Genomic DNA, 15,990 nt, shown 5'->3' with positions numbered 1-15,990 from the left:
AGCGCAGGACCAGCTAGACCGCCGTCCGCGGTAAATCTCTTTCGCCATGCTACACCCGATCTGAGGCACCCTGATGATGCGCGGGCCCTGTGTTGGGGCCGTGAAACCGCGACGGATCGCGTTTATGAAAATCGGGCAGCTTGCTCCTAGGGCAGTCGTGCGCAGGCGGGCTTGGATGCCGCCCGCGCAAAAGGATCAGTTTTGAACGATAACCTTCAGGTTCCGCGTGCCCACCTGCTGTGTCATTGCAAACAGTTTGCGCGCGTTGGAGGTGTGCAAGCGGATGCACCCTGCCGAGGCCGGACGGCCAAGACGGCTGGTCTGGTTGGTGCCGTGGATCGCGAAATTGCCGCTGTAAAAGATCGAATAAGGCATCGGCGCGTTGTTATACAGGCTCGATTTATGGTTCTTGGACAGATGTTTGCCCCGCCACTGGCCCCGTGGCGTATATTTGCCCTTGCGTGCTGTGGACACGCGCCATTTATGGATTTGCTTGCCGTCTTTATAGACCCGCATCACCTGTTCCGACACGTCAACCTTGGCAATCAGGCGGCCTGCCTCGACGGCGGCTGGTGTTGTAAATACAAATGAAAGGCAAAGCGCCGCTGCTGAAAGAATTTTCATGTTAAGTCGTCCCGCATTTTATTTTTCATTAAGCGGATAGTCGCCGGACTGCGCGTATTCTGTCAAAGGCTATGTTGCCGAAAATCGCAAAACTTAAGGTTTTCCATACCTTTGTGGCCTCCAGACCCTGCTTTGCACTCCTGTCGGCGCCTCGCACCTGCGCGAAATGGCGCCCAACTGCGGGTTGTCCTGTTTTCAACCGCGGGTCGTTCGGGAAGATTCGCGCACCGCGCAGTGCAACGTGATGAGTTGGACGCCAGCCCTTGAAATCCCGCCACGCGGCGTCTATCTGTGTGTAGTCCTTCGGGACTATGAACATAAACGCGCTCGTAATAAGCGGTTCGGACCCGGGGGCGGTACCCGGCGACTCCACCACCACATCCGTCATTTGCGGACCATGGGGTCGAAACAGGATCGACGAACGTCTAAAGGGGTTAGCTTTGTTTCGGCTGTCTGCCACCGTTATCGGCGAAAACTGTACAATTGCAAATGACAATCGTGCTCCAATGGCGATGGCCGCGTAAGCGACCGGAACTATTGAAACTTTAAGTCCTTGCGTTTAGCGACCCAAGGCGGGGTTCGCAGGTACCTGGCAACAGAAACCTGCACCTATTCCCCCTGTCCGATTGACCCGCGCTGCGTCATGTGGCACCCCTGAGTGATGGGGAGTATCCGCGAACGCCCCGTGAGGCGCCAGCCAGAGGTTCGCATGTTTTCCCTGTCCAAAGGATGCATGCCATGGCTGCCCTGAATGAAATCACTGTCCCCCAACTTTTGCGCCGCATCGGATTGCCCGACGCGCCCATGATCGTCGACATCTCGATTGATGCGGATTTTGAGGCTGATCCCTTTTTGATTCCCGGCGCGTTTCGCCACCCCCACACCGATCTTGCGGGCTTGCGCCAGCGTTTGGGCGGGCGGGCCTGCGTGATCGTGTGCCAGCGCGGCGTTAAGCTGAGCCAGGGCATGGCCGCGATGCTGCGCAATGACGGCGTGCAGGCCGAGTATTTACAGGGCGGCAACTTTGGCTGGCGCGATCACGCAGGCGCGCCGCGCGTTCCGGTAGCCGCGATGCCTTCGATAACCGACGGAGCCACCCTGTGGGTCACCCGCCACCGCCCCAAGATTGACCGCATTGCCTGCCCGTGGCTGATCCGTCGCTTTGTAGACCGCGATGCACGCGTCTTGTTCGTTTCGCCCGCCGAAGTGGCAGGTGTGGCTGATCGCTATGGCGCGACGCCTTTTGATGTCGAAGGCGTGTTCTGGTCGCATCGCAACGACCGCTGCACCTTTGATACGATGCTGGCGGAATTCGGCCTGTCGACCCCCGCGCTTGAGACGTTGGCCACTGTGGTGCGTGCCGCCGATACCAACCGTCACGACCTTGCCCCGCAAGCGGCGGGCTTGCTTGCGCTCTCGGTTGGTTTGTCGCGTCAGTACCGCTCGGACGAGGCGCAGTTGGAGGCGGGGCTGGCGATCTATGATGCGCTGTACCGCTGGGCGCGGGACGGTCAGGGTGAGGGCCACGACTGGCCTGCGGGGCGCGGGACATGAGCGCGCCTGACTGGTCGCAAATGACCCGTGTGTTCGGGCGCATTGGCCTGTTGTCCTTTGGTGGACCTGCCGCGCAGATCGCGCTGATGCACCGCGAATTGGTCGAAACCCGCGACTGGCTGAGCGAGCAGTCCTATTTGCGGGCGCTGAGCCTGTGTATGCTGCTGCCCGGGCCCGAGGCGATGCAGTTGGCCACCTATGCAGGCTGGCGGTTGCGCGGTGTGGCAGGCGGTGTGCTGGCGGGGCTTTTGTTTGTTGTCCCCGGTGCGATTGTGATTGCAGTGCTGGCCTTGCTCTATGCCAGCTATGGCCAGCTGCCCGCCGTGCAGGACGCCTTTGTCGGGATCAAGGCGGCGGTGATTGTGGTGGTCTTTCAGGCGCTGCGCAAAGTGGCGGGAAAAGCGCTCATCGGTGTCTCGGGCGCTGTGTTGGCGACGCTCGCGTTTGTGGCCCTCTTCGCTTTTGCCGTGCCGTTTCCGTTTATTATCATCGCTGCGGGGATGTTCGGGATGTGGCATGCGCCCGCGCAGGCGGACCTGTTGGAGACCACACCCGTGCAGGCGCACCCTGTGCGGACCGCTGTGGTCTGGGGCGCGCTTTGGGTGGCGCCTTTGGCGGTTGTCTGGCTGTTGGATGCGTCATTCCTGTTGGCGCTGGGGCTGTTCTTTTCAAAGCTTGCGGTTGTGACCTTTGGCGGTGCCTACGCCGTGTTGGGCTATATGACGCAAACCGTGGTCAGCGATTTGGGCTGGATCACCGCCGATCAGATGATCGACGCGCTGGGGCTGGCCGAAACCACGCCGGGGCCTTTGATCCTTGTGACTGAATTTGTGGCCCTGTTGGCGGGCCATGCGCAATCGGGGGTCGAGGGGGCGTTGCTGGCAGGGCTGATGGCGCTGTGGGTGACCTTCTGCCCGTGTTTCTTGTGGATATTCCTTGCGGGGCCGTATCTGGAGCGGCTGAGTGCGCAGCCCCGCCTTGCAGGGGCGTTGCAAGCAATCACGGCAGCCGTTGTCGGTGTGATCGCGAACCTGACCCTGTGGTTTGCGCTGCATGTCTGGTTTGCGCAGGTAGGCCATGCGGGGGGCATCGCCCTGCCCCTGCCCGTCTGGTCCAGCATTGATCCGCTGGCCCTTGCGCTGACGGCGCTGGCGGCGGTTCTTATGTTGGGCCTGCGGATGGGATTTGTCGCCGCAATGGGCATATTGGCCGTTTGTGCGCTGGTGGCTGGCATGATCTGACCGGTGGCCCTTTCATCCCGACCGGAATCACCTATGATGGCCTCAACAGTCCGAGCCAGAGGGTAAGAGATGAGCCGCACGATTGATTATGGCAACCTCATGCATGACGCCATGCGCAGCCTGATCCGCAACGTCTTGCTGGACGTGGCCGACAACGGCTTGCCCGGTGCGCACCATTTTTTCATCACCTTCGACACCGCCCACCCCGATGCCGAGCTGGCTGATTGGCTGTCGGACCGCTATCCCGACGAGATGACGGTGGTCATGCAACATTGGTATGACGGGCTCGAGGTGACAGAGGACGGGTTTTCCATCACGCTCAACTTTGGCGACGCGCCAGAGCCGCTGTATGTGCCCTATGACGCGATCCGCACCTTTGTGGACCCGTCGGTTGAATTCGGCCTGCGGTTCGAGCAGCAGGATGAAGACAGCGCTGAAGAGGCAAGCGAAGACGAGGCGACCTCCGAGGCGGATGTTGAAACGCTGCCCCAGACCCGCGAATCCGAGCTTGAAGTCGACGAAGCGCCGCCACAGGCCGCTGAAATCGTATCTCTGGACAGTTTTCGCAAAACATAAGCTGGCGCGGCGGGGTTGCAGCCGCTAAACACCCCCCGACATTATGACAGATCAGGAGCGCCCTCATGGCCGATACCCGTACCGAGACCGACAGCTTTGGCCCGTTGGAGGTCCCCTCTGACAAGTACTGGGGCGCGCAAACGCAGCGATCCATCATCAACTTCCCCATCGGCTGGGAAAAACAGCCCGTCGCGATCGTGCGCGCTTTGGGTGTGATCAAACAGGCTTGCGCCGAGGCGAATATCGCCCAAGGCGGCCTTGATGCAGAGCGCGGCAAAGCGATTGTGCAAGCGGCCTCCGAGGTCGTGGCGGGCAAGTTTGACGACAACTTCCCGCTGGTGGTCTGGCAGACGGGATCGGGCACACAGTCCAACATGAACGCAAACGAGGTCATCGCTAACCGCGCGATCGAAATCATGGGCGGCGTCATCGGCTCCAAAGACCCTGTTCACCCCAATGACCACTGCAATATGGGGCAATCATCCAACGATACCTTCCCCACGGCGATGCACATCGCCACCGCAACCACGGCGCACGAAGTCCTGCTGCCCGGTCTGCGCAAACTGCATGCGGCGCTGCAAGCGAAGGTCGAAGAATTTGACGGCATTATCAAAATCGGCCGGACCCATACCCAAGACGCGACACCGCTGACCCTGTCGCAAGAATTTTCCGGCTACACCCATCAGGTTGCCATGGGCATCAAACGGGTCGAGGACGGCCTTGGCCGTATTTACGAGCTGGCCCAAGGCGGCACAGCCGTGGGCACGGGCCTCAACACCAAGGTCGGCTGGGCCGAAACCGTGGCCGCCAACATGGCCCGCATTTCCGGCCTGCCTTTTGTTACAGCGCCCAACAAGTTCGAAGCCTTGGCGGCGCATGATGCGATGGTGGAAATTTCAGGTCATCTGAAGACTGTCGCAGCGTCCCTGTTCAAGATCGCCAATGACATCCGCCTGCTCGGCTCTGGCCCGCGCTGCGGCTTGGGCGAATTGATCCTGCCCGAGAACGAGCCAGGCTCGTCCATCATGCCGGGCAAAGTGAACCCCACGCAATGCGAAGCACTGACCCAAGTCTGCGCGCATGTGTTCGGCAATGACGCCGCTGTTGGCTTTGCCGGATCGCAAGGCCACTTCGAGTTGAACGTATATAAGCCGATGATGGCCTATAATGTGTTGCAATCCATGCAGCTTTTGGGCGATGCGGCCTCGGCCTTTACCGATAACCTTGTCGTCGACCTGAAGGCAGATGCCGACCGGATCGAGAAATTGATGCGCGAGTCGCTGATGCTGGTGACTGCACTGGCCCCCGAAATCGGCTATGACAATGCAACGAAGGTTGCAAAGACGGCGCATAAAAACGGGACCACGCTGAAGGAAGAAGCGATTGCCTTGGGCTTTGTGGATGCGGAAACCTTTGACCGTGTCGTGCGCCCTGAAAACATGATCGGGCCAAAGTGAGCACACCGATAAACCTCAACAAGGTCCGCAAGGACCGTGCGCGGGCTGATGCAAAGGCCCGCGCAGATGAGAATGCGGTGAAGTTCGGCCTGACGAAGGTACAGAAAAAGGCGGCGCAACAACAACGCGACACAGATACGCGCAGCCTCGATGGTCACAAGCGCGAGCCATGAGCGCGCGGCCCGTCAAACACTCCGTTACCCTGCACGGCCACCGCACGTCGATCTCGCTGGAGGCGCCGTTCTGGGAGGAGTTGCAGCGGATTGCACAAGAAAAATCAATGCCAATCAACGCGTTGGTGGCGCAGGTTGATGCGGAACGCGGCATGGACGCAGGGCTGGCGTCTGCGATCCGTGTCTATGTGCTGATGTCGTTAAAGGATCGTTTAACATAGTCGACCCAGGGTTCGGGGATGAGCATACCAGCCCCCCTTTCCCCCGACGCGTGGATGACACATCTGTTTAGCGCAAAAACCGCACGGCAAGGCGGTGTTGTCCGCCGCAAGCTGCGCGATGTCGAACGCTATGTTGGACGCGACGTTTTTGAGAATGAATTAAAGCGCCGCGGCTATCACGCCGTAGAGAACGCAGGGCAACTGATTGTCTTTTGCAATCAAGAGCCCATACGTGTGATTTTGTAGCCGATTTTTTCAAAAAAAATCGGAACGGAATTTTCTAAAATTCCGCCGCCTTACGCGATAGAGGCATCATAGATTTTACCGATGTTCGCGCCCAGTGCGGCCGTGAACTCATCATCGCTCATCTTCACGCTCAGACCTTCGGCCAAGGCACGGCTGAAGCTGGCGATCATCTTGTGGTTCTGGCCCAGCAGGCTGCAAGCTTCGTCTGTTGAATAGCCCCCCGACAAGGCCACAACACGCAGCACGCGCGGATGATCCGCAGCTGCGTCATACAGACCCGCGTTCGTCGGGATCGTGAGCTTGAGGATCACGTCACACCCCTCGTCCAGCTTGTCCAGATGTGTCATGATCTCTGCGGCCAGCATGTCTTCGGCCTCGGCTTTGGTGGCGCTTTTGATGTGGACCTCGGGTTCGATGATCGGAACCATACCCGCTGCAATCACTTGTTTTGCCACGTCAAACTGCTGCGCAACCACGTCGGCGATGCCTTTTGCATTCGCTTCATGCACGAGCGAGCGTTCCTTGGTGCCAAAAATACCCGCCGCATTGCCCTTGGCCAGCAGCGCGTCCAGCTCTGGCATAGGTTTGAGCATTTGCACGCCGTTTTCCATATCGGCGAGGCCCTTGTCGATCTTCAGGAACGGCACCACACCGCGATCTTCCCACAACACTTTCGCCGAAGGCTTGCCGTTGATTTCGCTGTCCATTGTCCGCTCGAACAGGATCGCGCCCAGCACTTTGTCGTCCGAAAAGGCTTCGTTTGTGATGATCCGGCTGCGCATGGCATGAACGGCGGCGTACATTTCGGCGTCGCCGTTGTAATCCGAAGGCTCAACCCCGTATGCTGCCAAGGCTGTCGGTGTGGATCCGCCAGATTGGTCCAATGCCGCGATAAAGCCGGGTGCGGTTGCGATACGGGTACGTTGTGCGTCTTTTGCGGACATATGGCTGCCTTTGTTATTCAATTCAGGGGTTACGAATGTCCTAAAGCGTTCGGCCCTATGATGCCAGTTGTTTGGAGTATGTTAACGCAAACGGCCTGAAATTAGGGATTGCGGCGTGTCAGGGTAAGACGAATGCCGTCTTTCGCCCGCACGGTCAGGTGTGCCACGGGCACGGGCGTTGGCCCTGCTGTGACGCGGAAATCTCGCAAGATCCGGCTCAGGATCAGGGGGCCTTCGATCATGGCAAAGCCTGCACCGGGGCAGACACGCGCCCCCGCGCTGAAGGGGATAAAAGCCTCGCGCGCGCAGGTTTTGCCGTTTTCGGTGTGCCAGCGGTCGGGGTCGAAGCCGTCGGGATTGTCCCACAGCCGTTCGTGTCGGTGCAGGTGCCACGGGCTGATTACCATCTGTGCGCCTTTGGCCACAGTGCGGTCGCGCATCCGCTGCGGACAGGTGTTTTCGCGCACCATCATCGGCACGGGGGGATACAGGCGCAATGTCTCACGGAACACATCACGGCTCAGCCGCAGTTTGCCCATCACGCTGAAATCGCAGGTCTGGATCGCCTGCGCCTCGGTGGCCAGCCTGTCCTGCCAGTCAGGATAGAGCGCCATCAGATAGAGCGCCCATGCAAGGGTCGAGGCACTTGTCTCATGCCCCGCCAGAAAAAAGATCGCAACCTGATCGACCATCTCCTGGGTGCTGAAGGTCTTGCCTGTTTCAGGGTCGGGGGTTGTCATGATCTTGGTCGCAAGATCGTCGGGCGCTGTGCCATCGGCAATCTGCGCGGCGCGGGTTTCGGTCAGTTGCGTGATCAGGTCGCGGATGCGGGCCGCGCTGCGCGTGGTGTCGCGACGAAACAGGCGCGGCATCCAGCGCGGCAGCGGTACAAGCGCTGCGAGGTTCAGGATAGGCTGGCTGCGCTGGTAGGTCTTGAACTCCTCGAACACATCGCGGGCCAGATGATGCTCGATCGGGAGGGAGAACAGCGTGCGAAAGATGACGTCGGCTGCGGCGTGGCTTGTCTCGGCCTCGATCTCGATCTCTTGGCCGATGTTGTGTTCCAGCCGTGCGGCCGCAGCCTCCGAGGCGTCCCACATGGCGGGAAATGTCTCGCGCAGGCGGCCCCCTTCGAAGGCGGGGTCAATGATGCGGCGCTGGCGCTTCCATGTCTCTCCGTTGGTGACAAAGACCGAGTTGCCAAGCAGCGGTTTCAGCCCTTCGTTCACGCGGGTGGATTTGGGGAAATCATCGGGCCGTTCGCGCAGCACACGCGCCACCAGATCGGGTTGGTTCAACAGATAACTGCGAAAGAATGGCGTCTTGAATTCGGCCATCCATGCGCGGTACAGGCGTGCGGGCTGCGCCGACAGGATGTCGCTGCGAAAGAGCTTGGCATACTGCCAGAGCGAGACTTTGTCAGGGCGGCTGGGGGGCTTGGGCGGCAGGGTCATGGGGCGACACCGGTGAATTTATTGACCGCTGCCGTGATCCGCGATTTGGACGCAGGGCGGTTGCGGTAACGGTCGGCCAAAGTCACAGGCCCGCCTGTGATCTGAAAATAGTCATAGTCCTTGGGCGCATCAAAGGCGCACATATACTGGAAATGCAGGCGGAAGAACCGCCAGCGCAGCGCCTGCCAGCGTGCGGGCGTCAGGCTTTGGGTGAAGGCGGCAGAGAACACCAGCGGCCAGCGTTGCCCCTCAGGCGCGACACCGCTCACGGCGACAGGATCACAGAGCGCAAAGGCGCAGCCGTCCCCCGGCGCTGTGACATCTACCCACGTCAGCGCATCCGATGTGCTAAGGTAGGCCAGATCGGCGCGCAAGCGGTGGGCATTTTCGAGAAACGAGACCATCGGCACCACCTGCCCCAAGCTGAGAAACGCCAGCGCAGGACCGCCCGCCGCGACACGCCCGTCGCGGATCAGATCGGCCAGCACAGACACGCCCAGATGCGCGCCAGACGAATGGCCGACGACCAGCACTTCATCCACATCCGCCTGCAACGCCTCGGCGATAGCATTGGCAAAATCCGAAAGACGGGCCTCCATCTGCGGGGTGTTGGCGCCCTGCGTGGCCGCGCCGTAGGCATAGTCGTGCATCAGGTAATAGGCGAAGAACTTGGCGTCCTTGGCTTTGAACCAGCGCATGAGTGCGATGAATGCGCCGATCCCCGCGGCAAAGGCTGCCAGATGTCCCGCCGTTCCGAACAGCGGGAGCAACAGCGCTTTGCCTGCCCACAAGGTGAGCGCGGCAGCCAGACAGGCAACCAGCAATTGCGCCAGCAACATCGCAACCGGATAGAGCGCCGCAATCACAGGTCCTTTGCGCAGCCGCATCAACCGCCACAGTGCGCCACTGCCGATATAGACCCAAGCCGTGCGCACAAGCTGCGCGTAAGTCCCAAGGATCGAGGTATCCATACTGTCGCGCACAATGTCGGACCAGACGAGGACCTCGACCTGCGCCGCGACCTGAGCGCCCTCTATCGTGGCATCTACATCCCAGCCATAACGCGCACCGCCCTGCCGTGCCGATAAAGCGATCTCATAGCCCGAGACCTCAGCCTGCGTGGCGGATTCCGTTCGGTAAAGCTCGCGATAGCGGCGCGGGTGGATGGGGTCATAACCGGGAATGTAGAACACGCGGCGGCGTTTTACGGTATGCTCGGGGGCAGCCATGGGTCTGCGCGGGGCCTCATTGTTGTTTGGCCCATGCTAGCGCGGGAGATGGGCCAAAGTAAGGCTTTTCCCTAGCCAAGGTTCCCTAAGGCGGGAAAGCTTTCGAGCAGCCAGAAGCTGAAGGTGGAAAACGCGCCGGTCAGCATCGCGATGCCCACAATCAACAGCAGCACGCCCATGCACCGCTCAATCGTTTTCATGTGGCGTTTCAGGCGGTTCATCACGCCTACGGCGCGGGTCATGAACATCGCGGCCAGCAAGAAGGGGATACCCAGACCCAGCGCATAGATGCCCAGCAACAGCGTCCCGCGTGTCACCGATGCCTCGGACGCGGCAAGCGACAGGATCGCGCCAAGTTGCGGGCCGATGCAGGGCGTCCAGCCAAAGGCGAAGGCAAGGCCAAGAAGGTAGGCACCAAACGACGAGCCGCCCTTGTCGCCCGCGTCCATCCGCGCTTCGCGGTCAAGGAAAGGGATGCGAAAGATACCAAGGAAGTGGATACCGAAGATGATGACCACCAAGCCCGAAATCTGGCTGAACAATATCTGGTTTTGCAGGAAAAACGCGCCGAACGCCGACGCCGTGAATCCGAGGATCAGAAAGACCGTGCTGAGCCCCATAACAAAGAACAGCGCCGCGATGATCGCACGCCGACGCGCCGAGGCTTGCGACCCCATGTCGTTCAGGCTGACCCCGCTCATATACGCGAGATAGGGCGGCACGATGGGCAGCACACAAGGCGACAGAAAGCTGACGATCCCCGCGACAAGGGCGATGGTCATGGCGGGCAGAAGGCTCGCGTCGATAAGGTCGATTCCAATCATGGGACTTGGTTATACCCTGCGTGCAGGCGCGTCACCTGCCATAGGGTCACAAGGTTGTGGACAGGCTGTAACATGCGGCCTACATCGCAGGGCATGATACATGATCTTGATGCCACGGGGCTGCTGTGCCCCCTGCCCGTTCTCAAAGCCCGCAAACGTCTGGCGGGGTTGGAGGTAGGTGCGCAATTGCGTCTGCGGGCCGATGATCCTGCGGCGGTGATTGATGTGCCGCATTTTTGTGCGCAGGCGGGGCATGTCCTGCTCGAAAGCAGTCAGGACGGCGATGTGCAAATCTATCTGATTGAAAAGACCGCGTAATCCTACCGTCAGGCAAGAAAAAAGGCAGGCGTTGCGGCCTGCCTTTTTGCGTTTTATGCGTCAGAGCCGCGTTAGCCGCGTCCCAGTGACCACCAGCCTTTTCGGCGCGGCTTGGCCGGTTCCTCGGCCACAGGCTCTGGTGCCGGTTCGGGCGTAGGTTCCGGTGCCGGCTCAGGAGCTGGCGCCTCGGCTTTTACCTCTGGTGTTGGCGTTTCTGCCTTTACCTCTGGTGCTGGTGCTTCGGCTTTTACTTCTGGCGCTGGCGTCTCGGCCTCTAGCGCGGGAGCAGGCGTTTCTGCTTCTACCTCGGCCGCCTTTTTGGTCGTGGCACGCGGTTTGCGCGGCGCACGTGGCTTGGGCGCGGCTTTTGCTTTGGTTGCGGGCTTTGCCTCGGGGTCCGCTTCCGCCTCGGCGGGGGCTTCACCCGCGGCCTCGGCTGCTGCCGCCGCTTTTTCCGCTTCGATCACCGCCTTTGTCTTGCGCGGCGCACGGGTGCGCTTTGGCTTGGGCTTTTCTTCAACTGCTTCAGTTTCAGCCGCGACTGGCGCGTCTGTCTTGGGATCGGCTGCTACAGCCTCCTCTGCCACGGCCTCTTCTTTAGGCTTGCGGCTGCGCGAGCGGCTGCGGGTCTTGGGCTTTGCGGTCTCTTCCGTCGCCTCGGCAGCGGGTGCGTCATCGGACGCGGCGGCTGTATCCGGTGCCTCGGTGGCAGCAGTCTCATCAGTCGTTGCTGCTTCCGCGCCGTTGTCGTCTGTGCTGTTCTCATCCGTGGAGGACCGACCGCCACGGCTGCGACGCCGACGACGACGCTTGCGCTTTGGCTTGGCCTCCCCGTCATCCGTGGCGGGATGCTCGGGGTTGGCCGTTTGCGCCTCGGAAGCGCGGTCGGCGGCTTCTTGAGCTTCGGCTGCGGCGGCGTCTGCCTCGTCGATTTCATCCATCAGGGACGTGTCGACGGACACGACATGCGCAGAGGTACTGACAACACGGGTGGCCGTCTTGAACTTCTCCATCGAGAAGTCGGGGCTGATAAGATGCGGGTCCCCTTCGACGCGGACGCTCATGCCATAGCGGGCTTCGATATGGGCGATATGTTCGCGTTTCTGGTTCATCAGGAAGTTGGCGATCCCGATTGGCGCTTTGATCAGCACCTCCCGCGAGCGGCGGCGGGTGCCTTCTTCCTCGATTGTGCGCAGGATCGACAGCGCAAGGTTGTCGTCCGAACGGATCAGGCCGGTGCCGTGGCACGCGTGACACGGCTGTGTCGTTGCCTCGATCATGCCGGGGCGCAGACGCTGGCGCGACATTTCCATCAAGCCAAAGCCCGAGATGCGGCCCACCTGAATGCGTGCGCGGTCGGTCTTGAGCTTGTCTTTCATCATCTTTTCAACGGCGGTGTTGTTGCGCCGCTCGTCCATGTCGATGAAGTCGATGACAATCAGGCCCGCAAGGTCGCGCAGGCGCAGCTGGCGGGCCACTTCGGCGGCGGCCTCAAGGTTGGTCTTGGTCGCGGTCTGCTCGATGCTGCCTTCTTTGGTGGCGCGGCCCGAGTTGACGTCGACGGCGACCAAAGCCTCGGTCGCGTCAATCACGATGTACCCACCCGAGGGCAGCTGTACCGTCGGGTTGAACATGCCTGCCAGATACCCTTCGACCTGATAGCGGGCGAAAAGCGGCAGTGTTTCCTCATAGCGTTTCACGTTTTTCGCATGGGACGGCATGATCATCTTCATGAAGTCCTTGGCAATGCGGTAGCCGCGCTCACCCTCGACAAAGACTTCGTCAATCTCGCGGTTATACAGGTCGCGGATCGAGCGTTTGATCAGGTCGCCTTCCTCATAAATCTTCGCGGGTGCTATGGATTTCAGCGTCAGCTCGCGGATTTGTTCCCACATGCGTTGCAGATATTCATAGTCGCGCTTGATCTCGGCTTTGGTGCGTTTGGCACCCGCCGTGCGCACGATGAGGCCGGCGCCTTGCGGAACTTCGATCTCTTGCGCGATCTCTTTCAACTTTTTGCGGTCGGCGGCGTTGGTGATCTTGCGGCTGATGCCACCGCCACGCGCGGTGTTGGGCATCAAGACACAGTAGCGGCCCGCCAGCGACAGATAGGTGGTCAGGGCAGCACCCTTGTTGCCGCGCTCTTCCTTGACGACCTGCACCAACAGGATCTGGCGCACTTTGACGACTTCTTGAATCTTATAGCGTTTTGGACGTGGCTTGCGCACGGGGCGAATGTCGTCGCTATCGTCCTCGTCTGCGACGGATTCGATCGAATCGTCCTTGGCAGAGGCGTCCGCACCGTTCTCTTCGGCCTCGTCCTCATCCGCGCTGTCGTCAGCGGTGCTGTCGTCATTGGCGTCTGGCGTCTCGACAGGTGTTTCCGGCACACGCTCCATGGGAGAGCTGGCCTCCCCTTCGGGCACTTCTGCCTCGTCGAGGTCAACAGTCTCCATCCCGTCAATCTCGGAGGAGGTCTTTGCGTCCTCGGTGACGGCCTCTTCGGCTTTTGGCTTGCGTGACCGCGAGCGGCGCTTTGGCTTTGGCTCTTCGTCGTCCTTGGCGGCCTGGGCCTTGGCATAGGCACGCTCTTCTTCCAGCAGCGCCTCACGGTCGGCTACGGGGATCTGGTAGTAGTCAGGGTGGATTTCCGAGAACGCAAGGAAGCCGTGGCGGTTTCCGCCATAATCTACAAACGCCGCCTGCAACGACGGTTCAACCCGTGTCACTTTGGCGAGGTAGATATTGCCGGCTAGCTGGCGGCGGTTCTCTGATTCAAAATCGAATTCCTCGACCTTGTTTCCGTCAACCACAACAACGCGGGTTTCCTCCGCGTGGGTGGCATCGATAAGCATCTTCTTAGGCATATTACTCTTTTGCACGGGCGCAGTCGCACGCGCCCCCCGGGGGGAGCGGCACGATGGGCCATGTGTCTTGTCAGGGCGATGGGTGACGGCGCAGCGGCGTGGCCCCAAAGGCCATCTTCCGAACTGGTATCAGTCTGTGCGCGCGTCATCGCGGTTCTTCTCCGACACGGGGTGCGCGTCCTGCATGTGCAGTGCGCGCCGCGTATCCATTAAAAGCCGAGGAAAGCTGGGCGGTTAGCCGTCCCATTCCATCAGCATCTCACTGCCGTTTCCGGCATTATCGGTCTGATCCAAACGGGCTGTTGGCCCTGTGGTGTCAGCGAAACTCATCTCATGGCCCGAACTCACACGCGGATTGCGCGGCGGGCACATCCCTACAGATAAATGCACGGAGGGGCCGAACACAATGGGCAATCACACCCAATTGCCCTTAAACGCAAATTTAGGGTGAAAAGACCTTGTAAATTGCCCGCTATTTGGGGATTGGCATGTGTTGCTGTTGCGGTATTTTATGGTTAGGGTTTCCCGAAACAATAAGGTGCACGCGCACCAATTGCTGCACTTTAGGAGACAATATGCGATTCCTCACGCGCCCTGCCCTGCTTGCTTGCATGGCCACCCTTGCCCTTGCCGCCTGTGATCCGGCTGAATTTGATCCCGACCCCGATGTGCGCCGTGATGCGCGTGCCAACCGGACCTGTGTAAAAGCGGTCAAGGATCAGGTCGGCGCCCCTGCACAGCAGAACGCCACGCTGCCCGTGGTAGAAGTGAACCAGTATATCATTGATGTCATCGGTGCGTCCGACCGCTGGATGTGCCGCACCGATGATGACGGCAAGGCAACGCAGCTGTACCAAATGGACAGCTGATCTGCCGCAGGCGATTTACGGATTAGGGGCGCATCATCTGCGCCCCTTTTTTGTCTCTAAAGGTAGTCTGACCGCGACAGCGTGTATTTCGCCATCTTCTCGTTCAGGGTCCTGCGCGGCAGGCACAGCTCTTCCATCACGCTCGCGATCGAGCCTTTGTGACGGCGCATGGTGTTGTCGATCAACATCCGCTCGAAGGCTTCGACGTATTCCTTGAGCGGCTTGCCCTCGGTGGTCATGACCGGCTGCATCTCGTCATGTTCGGACATAAGCAGCGAGGCGATAGTGCCGGATCCGCGGCGCGATTGCAGGACGGCACGTTCAGCCACGTTGATGAGCTGTCGCACATTGCCGGGCCACGGCGCTTGCAGCAATTGCGCGGCCTCTTGTGCAGTCACTTGTGGCGCGTCACAGCCATATTCATCCGCAAACTGGTCGCTGAGGCGGGTGAACAGGGTCAGGATGTCCTCACCGCGCTGGCGCAATGGTGGCACAGTGATGCGCAAGGCGGCCAGACGGTAGAACAGATCGGACCGCAGCACGTCTTCCGAGGTGCGCCCCGCCTCTTGCAGGTTCGAAATGGCGACGATGCGCGTCTCGGCGGGCGTGCCTTGTTCGTTGATGACCGACAGCAGACGCGCTTGCAGCGGCTCTGACAGGGCCTCGATATCTTCCAGCACCAGCGTACCGCCGCGGGCTTCTTCCATCGCGGGCAGTTGCGCATCCTCGGGCTGCATCGGGCCGAACAGACGTTTCGCCAGCGCGTCCTCCTCAAAAGCCGATGCGCTGACCAGCACGAATTTCTTGCCCGCACGGCTGCCGACTGCATGCAGCGCATGGGCCACCAGCGTTTTGCCCGTGCCCGTTTCGCCGTCGATCAGCACGTGACCGTCGGCTTGACCGAGGTCGAGTATGTCCTCGCGCAGACGCTCCATCACAGGGCTTTGCCCGATCAGTTTTTTCATCAACTGACTGCCATCCGACAGCTCGCGGCGCAGCAAACGGTTGTCCATGACCAATCGGCGCGAGGCGGTGGCCTTTTTAGCAAGCTCGCTCATGCGGTCGGGATTGAACGGCTTTTCCAGAAAATCAAACGCGCCCACGCGCATCGCCTCGACGGCCATGGGCACATCGCCGTGGCCCGTGATCATGATCACGGGAAGCGCGCTGTCGCTGCCCATCAGCTTTTTCAGGAATTGCATCCCGTCCATGCCCGGCATCTTGATGTCCGATATCACAATGCCCGGGTAATCCGGCCCCAACACCTTCAGCGCGTCTTCGGCGCTGGGGAAGGTTTCGGTGTCATAGCCCGACAAGGCCAGCCACTGGCTGATGGACTGACGCATGTCCTTCTCGTCATCGACAATCGCGATCTTCATTGCCTGTGCCATAT

At 60.4% G+C, this 15,990-nt stretch carries 16 protein-coding genes and 1 other RNA gene; 10 read left to right on the top strand and 7 right to left on the bottom strand.

What is annotated here, in order from left to right:
- Nucleotides 1-195 precede the first annotated feature (195 nt).
- Entirely contained in the window at nucleotides 196-624 is a 429-nt protein-coding gene (locus tag ABMC88_RS09695; RefSeq protein ID WP_349576679.1) for a L,D-transpeptidase, read from the bottom strand.
- A gap of 259 nt (nucleotides 625-883) precedes the next feature.
- On the opposite strand from ABMC88_RS09695, the gene ssrA reads away from it, so the two are divergent.
- From ssrA to ABMC88_RS09655, 8 genes are all read left to right on the top strand, one after another.
- Nucleotides 884-1,234: a transfer-messenger RNA gene (gene ssrA, locus ABMC88_RS09690) on the top strand.
- Between the two features lie 128 nt (nucleotides 1,235-1,362).
- Entirely contained in the window at nucleotides 1,363-2,178 is an 816-nt protein-coding gene (locus ABMC88_RS09685; protein WP_349576678.1) for a chromate resistance protein ChrB domain-containing protein, read from the top strand.
- Entirely contained in the window at nucleotides 2,175-3,419 is a 1,245-nt protein-coding gene (gene chrA, locus ABMC88_RS09680; protein ID WP_349576677.1) for a chromate efflux transporter, read from the top strand. The genes ABMC88_RS09685 and chrA overlap by 4 nt, the downstream gene beginning before the upstream one ends.
- Before the next feature lie 69 nt (nucleotides 3,420-3,488).
- Nucleotides 3,489-3,995 carry an SspB family protein gene (locus ABMC88_RS09675; RefSeq protein ID WP_349576676.1) on the top strand — a complete coding sequence of 169 codons (507 nt, stop codon included), beginning with the start codon at nucleotides 3,489-3,491 and terminating at the stop codon, nucleotides 3,993-3,995.
- Nucleotides 3,996-4,060: 65 nt separating this feature from the next.
- On the top strand, nucleotides 4,061-5,452 hold the full coding sequence (gene fumC / locus ABMC88_RS09670; RefSeq protein ID WP_349576675.1) for a class II fumarate hydratase: 1,392 nt from the start codon (nucleotides 4,061-4,063) through the stop codon (nucleotides 5,450-5,452).
- A complete protein-coding gene (locus tag ABMC88_RS09665; protein WP_349576674.1) occupies nucleotides 5,449-5,625 on the top strand; it encodes a DUF4169 family protein in 177 nt (58 codons plus the stop codon). Before fumC ends, ABMC88_RS09665 begins: the two co-directional genes overlap by 4 nt.
- A complete protein-coding gene (locus ABMC88_RS09660; protein ID WP_349576673.1) occupies nucleotides 5,622-5,846 on the top strand; it encodes a ribbon-helix-helix domain-containing protein in 225 nt (74 codons plus the stop codon). Before ABMC88_RS09665 ends, ABMC88_RS09660 begins: the two co-directional genes overlap by 4 nt.
- An 18-nt stretch (nucleotides 5,847-5,864) precedes the next feature.
- On the top strand, nucleotides 5,865-6,092 hold the full coding sequence (locus ABMC88_RS09655; RefSeq protein WP_349576672.1) for an N-(5'-phosphoribosyl)anthranilate isomerase: 228 nt from the start codon (nucleotides 5,865-5,867) through the stop codon (nucleotides 6,090-6,092).
- Between the two features lie 50 nt (nucleotides 6,093-6,142).
- Here the strand turns inward: ABMC88_RS09655 and ABMC88_RS09650 are convergent, their stop codons facing one another.
- From ABMC88_RS09650 to ABMC88_RS09635, 4 genes are all read right to left on the bottom strand, one after another.
- Nucleotides 6,143-7,036 (bottom strand): fructose bisphosphate aldolase, encoded by an 894-nt coding sequence (locus tag ABMC88_RS09650; protein ID WP_349576671.1) that lies wholly within the window; start codon nucleotides 7,034-7,036, stop codon nucleotides 6,143-6,145.
- A gap of 101 nt (nucleotides 7,037-7,137) precedes the next feature.
- On the bottom strand, nucleotides 7,138-8,490 hold the full coding sequence (locus tag ABMC88_RS09645; RefSeq protein WP_349576670.1) for a cytochrome P450: 1,353 nt from the start codon (nucleotides 8,488-8,490) through the stop codon (nucleotides 7,138-7,140).
- Nucleotides 8,487-9,719 carry a hypothetical protein gene (locus ABMC88_RS09640; RefSeq protein ID WP_349576669.1) on the bottom strand — a complete coding sequence of 411 codons (1,233 nt, stop codon included), beginning with the start codon at nucleotides 9,717-9,719 and terminating at the stop codon, nucleotides 8,487-8,489. The genes ABMC88_RS09645 and ABMC88_RS09640 overlap by 4 nt, the downstream gene beginning before the upstream one ends.
- Nucleotides 9,720-9,790: 71 nt before the next feature.
- Complete coding sequence (locus ABMC88_RS09635; protein ID WP_349576668.1) at nucleotides 9,791-10,543, bottom strand: cytochrome c biogenesis CcdA family protein; 753 nt, start codon at nucleotides 10,541-10,543, stop codon at nucleotides 9,791-9,793.
- 72 nt (nucleotides 10,544-10,615) lie between these two features.
- Here ABMC88_RS09635 and ABMC88_RS09630 point away from each other — a divergent pair, with 72 nt between their 5' ends.
- Nucleotides 10,616-10,861 carry a sulfurtransferase TusA family protein gene (locus ABMC88_RS09630; protein WP_349576667.1) on the top strand — a complete coding sequence of 82 codons (246 nt, stop codon included), beginning with the start codon at nucleotides 10,616-10,618 and terminating at the stop codon, nucleotides 10,859-10,861.
- Nucleotides 10,862-10,932: 71 nt separating this feature from the next.
- Here ABMC88_RS09630 and ABMC88_RS09625 read toward each other — a convergent pair whose 3' ends face one another.
- Nucleotides 10,933-13,728: an Rne/Rng family ribonuclease gene (locus ABMC88_RS09625; protein ID WP_349576666.1), complete on the bottom strand. Its 2,796-nt coding sequence runs from the start codon at nucleotides 13,726-13,728 to the stop codon at nucleotides 10,933-10,935.
- 575 nt (nucleotides 13,729-14,303) lie between these two features.
- Here ABMC88_RS09625 and ABMC88_RS09620 point away from each other — a divergent pair.
- Nucleotides 14,304-14,597, top strand: a complete 294-nt coding sequence (locus tag ABMC88_RS09620; RefSeq protein WP_349576665.1) for a hypothetical protein — start codon at nucleotides 14,304-14,306, stop codon at nucleotides 14,595-14,597.
- A gap of 56 nt (nucleotides 14,598-14,653) precedes the next feature.
- On the opposite strand, the gene ABMC88_RS09615 is transcribed toward ABMC88_RS09620, so the two are convergent.
- Complete coding sequence (locus ABMC88_RS09615) at nucleotides 14,654-15,988, bottom strand: sigma-54-dependent transcriptional regulator (protein ID WP_349576664.1); 1,335 nt, start codon at nucleotides 15,986-15,988, stop codon at nucleotides 14,654-14,656.
- Between the last annotated feature and the right edge of the window lie 2 nt (nucleotides 15,989-15,990).

The organism is Sulfitobacter aquimarinus, from assembly GCF_040149565.1.
In the GTDB taxonomy this organism is placed as follows: Bacteria; Pseudomonadota; Alphaproteobacteria; order Rhodobacterales; family Rhodobacteraceae; genus Sulfitobacter; species Sulfitobacter aquimarinus.
The sequence above is the reverse complement of the archived record's forward strand: the minus strand, read 5'-3'. Positions and strand labels throughout refer to the sequence as shown.

Coding starts and splice junctions, on each gene's coding strand:
- ABMC88_RS09655 (WP_349576672.1), top strand. CDS start 5,865: ATGAGCATACCAGCCCCCCTTTCCCCCGACGCGTGGATGACACATCTG.
- fumC (WP_349576675.1), top strand. CDS start 4,061: ATGGCCGATACCCGTACCGAGACCGACAGCTTTGGCCCGTTGGAGGTC.
- ABMC88_RS09635 (WP_349576668.1), bottom strand. CDS start 10,543: ATGATTGGAATCGACCTTATCGACGCGAGCCTTCTGCCCGCCATGACC.
- ABMC88_RS09630 (WP_349576667.1), top strand. CDS start 10,616: ATGCGGCCTACATCGCAGGGCATGATACATGATCTTGATGCCACGGGG.
- ABMC88_RS09650 (WP_349576671.1), bottom strand. CDS start 7,036: ATGTCCGCAAAAGACGCACAACGTACCCGTATCGCAACCGCACCCGGC.
- ABMC88_RS09675 (WP_349576676.1), top strand. CDS start 3,489: ATGAGCCGCACGATTGATTATGGCAACCTCATGCATGACGCCATGCGC.
- ABMC88_RS09695 (WP_349576679.1), bottom strand. CDS start 624: ATGAAAATTCTTTCAGCAGCGGCGCTTTGCCTTTCATTTGTATTTACA.
- ABMC88_RS09625 (WP_349576666.1), bottom strand. CDS start 13,728: ATGCCTAAGAAGATGCTTATCGATGCCACCCACGCGGAGGAAACCCGC.
- ABMC88_RS09645 (WP_349576670.1), bottom strand. CDS start 8,490: ATGACCCTGCCGCCCAAGCCCCCCAGCCGCCCTGACAAAGTCTCGCTC.
- ABMC88_RS09615 (WP_349576664.1), bottom strand. CDS start 15,988: ATGGCACAGGCAATGAAGATCGCGATTGTCGATGACGAGAAGGACATG.
- ABMC88_RS09640 (WP_349576669.1), bottom strand. CDS start 9,719: ATGGCTGCCCCCGAGCATACCGTAAAACGCCGCCGCGTGTTCTACATT.
- ABMC88_RS09685 (WP_349576678.1), top strand. CDS start 1,363: ATGGCTGCCCTGAATGAAATCACTGTCCCCCAACTTTTGCGCCGCATC.
- ABMC88_RS09620 (WP_349576665.1), top strand. CDS start 14,304: ATGCGATTCCTCACGCGCCCTGCCCTGCTTGCTTGCATGGCCACCCTT.
- ABMC88_RS09660 (WP_349576673.1), top strand. CDS start 5,622: ATGAGCGCGCGGCCCGTCAAACACTCCGTTACCCTGCACGGCCACCGC.
- chrA (WP_349576677.1), top strand. CDS start 2,175: ATGAGCGCGCCTGACTGGTCGCAAATGACCCGTGTGTTCGGGCGCATT.